This is a genomic window from Salipiger sp. HF18, assembly GCF_011806505.1.
GTDB lineage: Bacteria > Pseudomonadota > Alphaproteobacteria > Rhodobacterales > Rhodobacteraceae > Salipiger > Salipiger thiooxidans.
This window is the reverse complement of record NZ_JAATOS010000355.1, coordinates 1-4172: the sequence shown is the minus strand read 5'-3', so window position 1 is coordinate 4172 and position 4172 is coordinate 1. Positions and strand designations below refer to the sequence as shown.

General features: G+C 68.9%; 2 protein-coding genes. One reads left to right on the top strand and one right to left on the bottom strand.

From position 1 onward, the window contains the following. Window positions 1–420: 420 nt before the first annotated feature. A complete protein-coding gene (locus HC022_RS20365; RefSeq protein WP_167453635.1) occupies window positions 421–1956 on the top strand; it encodes a helicase HerA-like domain-containing protein in 1536 nt (511 codons plus the stop codon). Window positions 1957–2072: 116 nt separating this feature from the next. Here the strand turns inward: HC022_RS20365 and HC022_RS20360 are convergent. Further along, on the bottom strand, window positions 2073–4172 hold a 2100-nt coding region (locus tag HC022_RS20360; protein ID WP_167453634.1), incomplete at its 5' end, for a PAS-domain containing protein.

Sequence of the window (4172 nt, the reverse complement as noted above, 5' to 3'; positions counted from 1 at the left end):
TTTCGCGATCTGGTCATGGAAACTCCTAAACTCTGGTGTCGCTTCCCGGCCCGGTTAGCATGTCCGCAGAGCGGTGTCAGGCCGTAAAAGGACGCGGGGGATAGGGCGGCGGAAAGCTGCAACCCCGCTCGAACAAAAGAGAAAAGGGACCAAACGGCCCCTTCCCCCTTGCTCCCTGCCGGACCGGCCGACTTTGTCATTGGGCGAACGCTACGAAACTCTTTTGCAACGGTCAACAGGGTTTCTCACAAGCTCGCGATCACGATGCCGAAAAAGGCCGCACCCGTGAGGGCGCGGCCAGTCTGACAGGGAGGAAGTCTGCCCGAAGCAGGAGAGGACATGATGCCTCGAGCAAAAACGACACTGGCATCAAATGGTTAAGAATGTATTCTTGCTGCGGTGGGTGGCCGGAGAGGATCCATGGAGAACGGCGTTTTTTTGGGCGGAGCCGGCTACGCGGAAAAGCAATACCTGGCGCTGAATTACGCGAACCGCCACGGGCTGGTGGCCGGGGCCACCGGCACCGGCAAGACGGTGACGCTGCAGATCCTGGCCGAGGGCTTCTCGGCCGCGGGCGTGCCGGTCTTCCTGTCGGATGTGAAGGGCGATCTCGCGGGGCTGGCGCGGCCGGGTTCCGAGACCGCGAAGCTGCACGCGCCCTTCATGGAGCGCAACGCCCGGATCGGCTTCGACGATTTCACCTACCAGGCCTTTCCGGCGGTGTTCTGGGATCTCTTCGGCGCGCAGGGGCACCCGGTGCGCACCACCGTGGCCGAGATGGGTCCGCTGCTGCTCGGCCGCCTGCTCGAACTTACCGAGGCGCAGGAAGGGGTGCTCAACATCGCCTTCCGGCTCTCCGACGAGCAGGGGCTGCCGCTTCTCGACCTCAAGGACCTGCAGGCGCTGCTGGTCTGGGTGGGCGAGAACCGCGAGGAGCTGTCGCTGCGCTACGGCAATATCTCCACCGCCTCGGTGGGTGCGATCCAGCGCCGCCTGCTGGTGCTCGAGAACCAGGGCGGCACGCAGCTCTTCGGCGAGCCCGCGCTCGAGCTTGCCGACCTGATGCGCACCGGCAACGACGGGCGCGGGCAGGTCAACATCCTCGCCGCCGACCGGCTCATGGGCGCACCCCGGCTCTACGCGACCTTCCTGCTCTGGCTGCTCTCCGAGCTCTTCGAGGACCTGCCAGAGGTCGGCGACCCCGAAAAGCCCAAGCTCGTGTTCTTCTTCGACGAGGCCCACCTGCTCTTCGACGACGCCCCCAAGGCACTGGTCGACAAGGTCGAGCAGGTGGCGCGGCTGATCCGCTCCAAGGGCGTAGGGGTCTATTTCGTCACGCAGGATCCCGACGACATCCCCGGGGACATCCTCGGCCAGCTCGGCAACCGGGTGCAGCACGCGCTGCGCGCCTTCACCGCGCGCGACAGGAAGGCGCTCCGGCAGGCGGCCGAGACCTACCGCCCGAACCCCGCCTTCGACACCGAGACTGCGATCCGCGAGGTCGGCACCGGCGAGGCGGTGACCTCGATGCTGCAGAAGAAGGGCGTGCCGGGCATCGTCCAGCGCACGCTGATCCGGCCACCCTCGTCGCAGCTGGGTCCCATCACCGCGGCCGAGCGCAAGGACGCCCTCGCCGCCTCGCCGCTCGCCGGCAAATACGACACCGCCATCGACCGCCACTCCGCATACGAGATGCTGAAGGCGCGCGCCACCGCCGCTGCCGAAGCCGCGGAAAGCACCGAGCGGACGCCTGTGGAGCCGGACCGCGAACACAGCCACGCCCGCCGCTACGAACCGAGCCCGCGTCGCGAAACACCCCGCAGTCGCCGGACCCGCTACGGTGCGCCGCAATCCGTGGGCGAGGCGCTGGGGCAGGCGGTGCTGAAGGAGCTCTCCGGCACCACCGGAAAACGCCTTGTCCGGGGCATCCTCGGCAGCCTCTTCAAGGCGCGCTGAGCCGCCCCTTCATCTTGCCCGACAAACTCCGGGGGAGTCCGCGTCAGCGGACGGGGGCAGCGCCCCCGGCAACACCGGCCACCAGGCTCGCCCCCGGGGTCCGCGCCCAAGCCCGCTCACTCCGCCGCCAGCGTCCCCCGCACCACCGCGTCGAAGAACCGCCCCAGCCGATGCCGGTCCACGGGCTTGGCCAAGAGCTCGATCTGCAACGCCGCGCAGGCTTCGCGCAGCGCCTCCGAGCGGTCGGCCGAAACGATGGCGCAGGGCAGGCGGCCGAGCCGCGTGGTGATCTCGCCGAAGAGCTGTGTGCCGGTCATGCCCGCGCCCAGCTGGTAATCGAGCAACAGCGCGTCCGGGGTGATCTCGAGATCCTGCAGCAGGTCGAGTGCGCTGGCCGCGTCCTCGGCCTCGATCACGTTGACGCCCCAGCTCTCCATGAGCACGGTAATGGCGCGACGCAGCTGCGGGTCGTTCTCGACCAGCAGCACGATCAGCCCCGCCTGCGCCAGCCCGCTCGGACGCGCAGGCCCGGCGACCGTGGGCCGCGACGGCACGGCGCCGCCGACCACCGGCAGGCTCACCATGAAGCACGAGCCGCGCCCGGGCTCGGACCAGAGCCCCAGCGGGTGCCCGAGCCGGGCGCAGGCTCGCTCGACGATGGCAAGCCCGAGCCCCAGCCCGTCGTTGCTCGAGGCGCGGGTGTCAAGCCGCTTGAACTCCTCGAAGATGGTCGACTGGTCCTCCTCGGCGATGCCGGGGCCGGTGTCCCAGACCTCGATCCGGGCAGCGCCGCCACGGCGCCGGATCCCCACGACGACGCGGCCTGCGTCGGTGTAGCGGATGGCGTTGGCGACGAGGTTCTGCACCACCCGGCGCAGGTAGGACGGGTCGCTCTCGACAGTGAGCCCGCTGTCGATCATCCGGAGCTTCAGGCCCTTGCGCGCCGCGAGCACCTCCATCTCGTCGCGGAGGGGCCCGATGATCTCGCGCAGCGCGACGGGCCGGATGTCGAACTTCAGCGCATCGGACTCGAGCTTCGAGATGTCGAGCAGCGCATCGATCAGCTGCTCGGCCGAGGTCAGCGCCGACTCCGCCTTGCCCAGCACCGCCCGGTCGCCGTCGTTGCCCATCCGGTCCGCGAGCGAGGAGATGAAGAGCTTGGCGGCGGACAGCGGCTGCAGCAGGTCGTGGCTCGCCGCGGCAACGAAGCGTGACTTCGAGGCATTGGCCCGTTCCGCCGCCGACAGCGCATCCTCGAGCTCGAGCGTGCGTTCCATCACCCGCTGCTCGAGCATCTCGTTGACCTCGGTCAGCCGCCGCGCCGCCTCGCGCTCGGCGGTGACGTCGGTGCAGGAGAACAGGAAGCCGCCGTCGGGCATGCCGCGCCCGAAGACCTGCAGCACCGTGCCCACGTCGCGGGTCAGCTCGAAGCTGATCGGCCCGCGCCGCCCGGACTGTTCCGCCCAATGGCGAAAGCCCTCGCGGGCACCGTCGCTGGCGAAATGGAATTCAGGCTCCAGCAGCCCGTTCAGCCCCTCGAAGGAGGCGCCCAGATGCAGACGCCGCGCGGGCAGGTTCAGCAGCGTGCCGATCTTCTCGTTCCACGCCACCAGCCGGGCGGTCTCGTCGAAGATGCAGACGCCCTGGTCGAGATGGTCGAGCGTGGCGCGGATCATCCGCGTCTGCTTGTCCTTCAGCTTCAGCCGTTCCTGCCGCTCGAGCCGGATGATGTCGGTGACGTCGGTCTGCAGGATCACCGTGCCGCTGTTGGCGGTGCGATGCTCGGAGACCTGCAGCCACCGGTCCTGTCCGTGGCGCACGTTGAAGAGCACGCGGCGGTCGTTGTGCTTGCGCATCCGGTCGCGGGCCCAGGCCTCGGCGCTGGTGCCTTCGGGCAGCGACAGGTAGCGCGAGCGGCTCACCCGGTCGACGTAGTCCTCGAAGGACAGCCCGGGGCGCAGGTCGCGCACGGTGTCGCGGAAATCGCGGCAGAAGCGCGAGTTGCACATCACCAGAAGATCGTTGCCGTCGAACAGAGCAAAGCCCTCGGAGACCGTCTCGATGGCGTCGGCGAGGTTGCGGCGGGCGGCCTCGGTCTCGTCATTGGCCCGCGCAAGCTGGGCGTTGGACTCGTGCAGCAGGTTCAGCGTGCGCTCAAGCTCGAGCGTTCGCTCGCGCACCCGCTTCTCGAGCAGGGCGGCGCGTTCGAACTGGGC

Bases quoted from the DNA above. Each gene is read 5' to 3' on its own strand.
- HC022_RS20365 (WP_167453635.1), top strand. From the start codon at position 421: ATGGAGAACGGCGTTTTTTTGGGCGGAGCCGGCTACGCGGAAAAGCAA.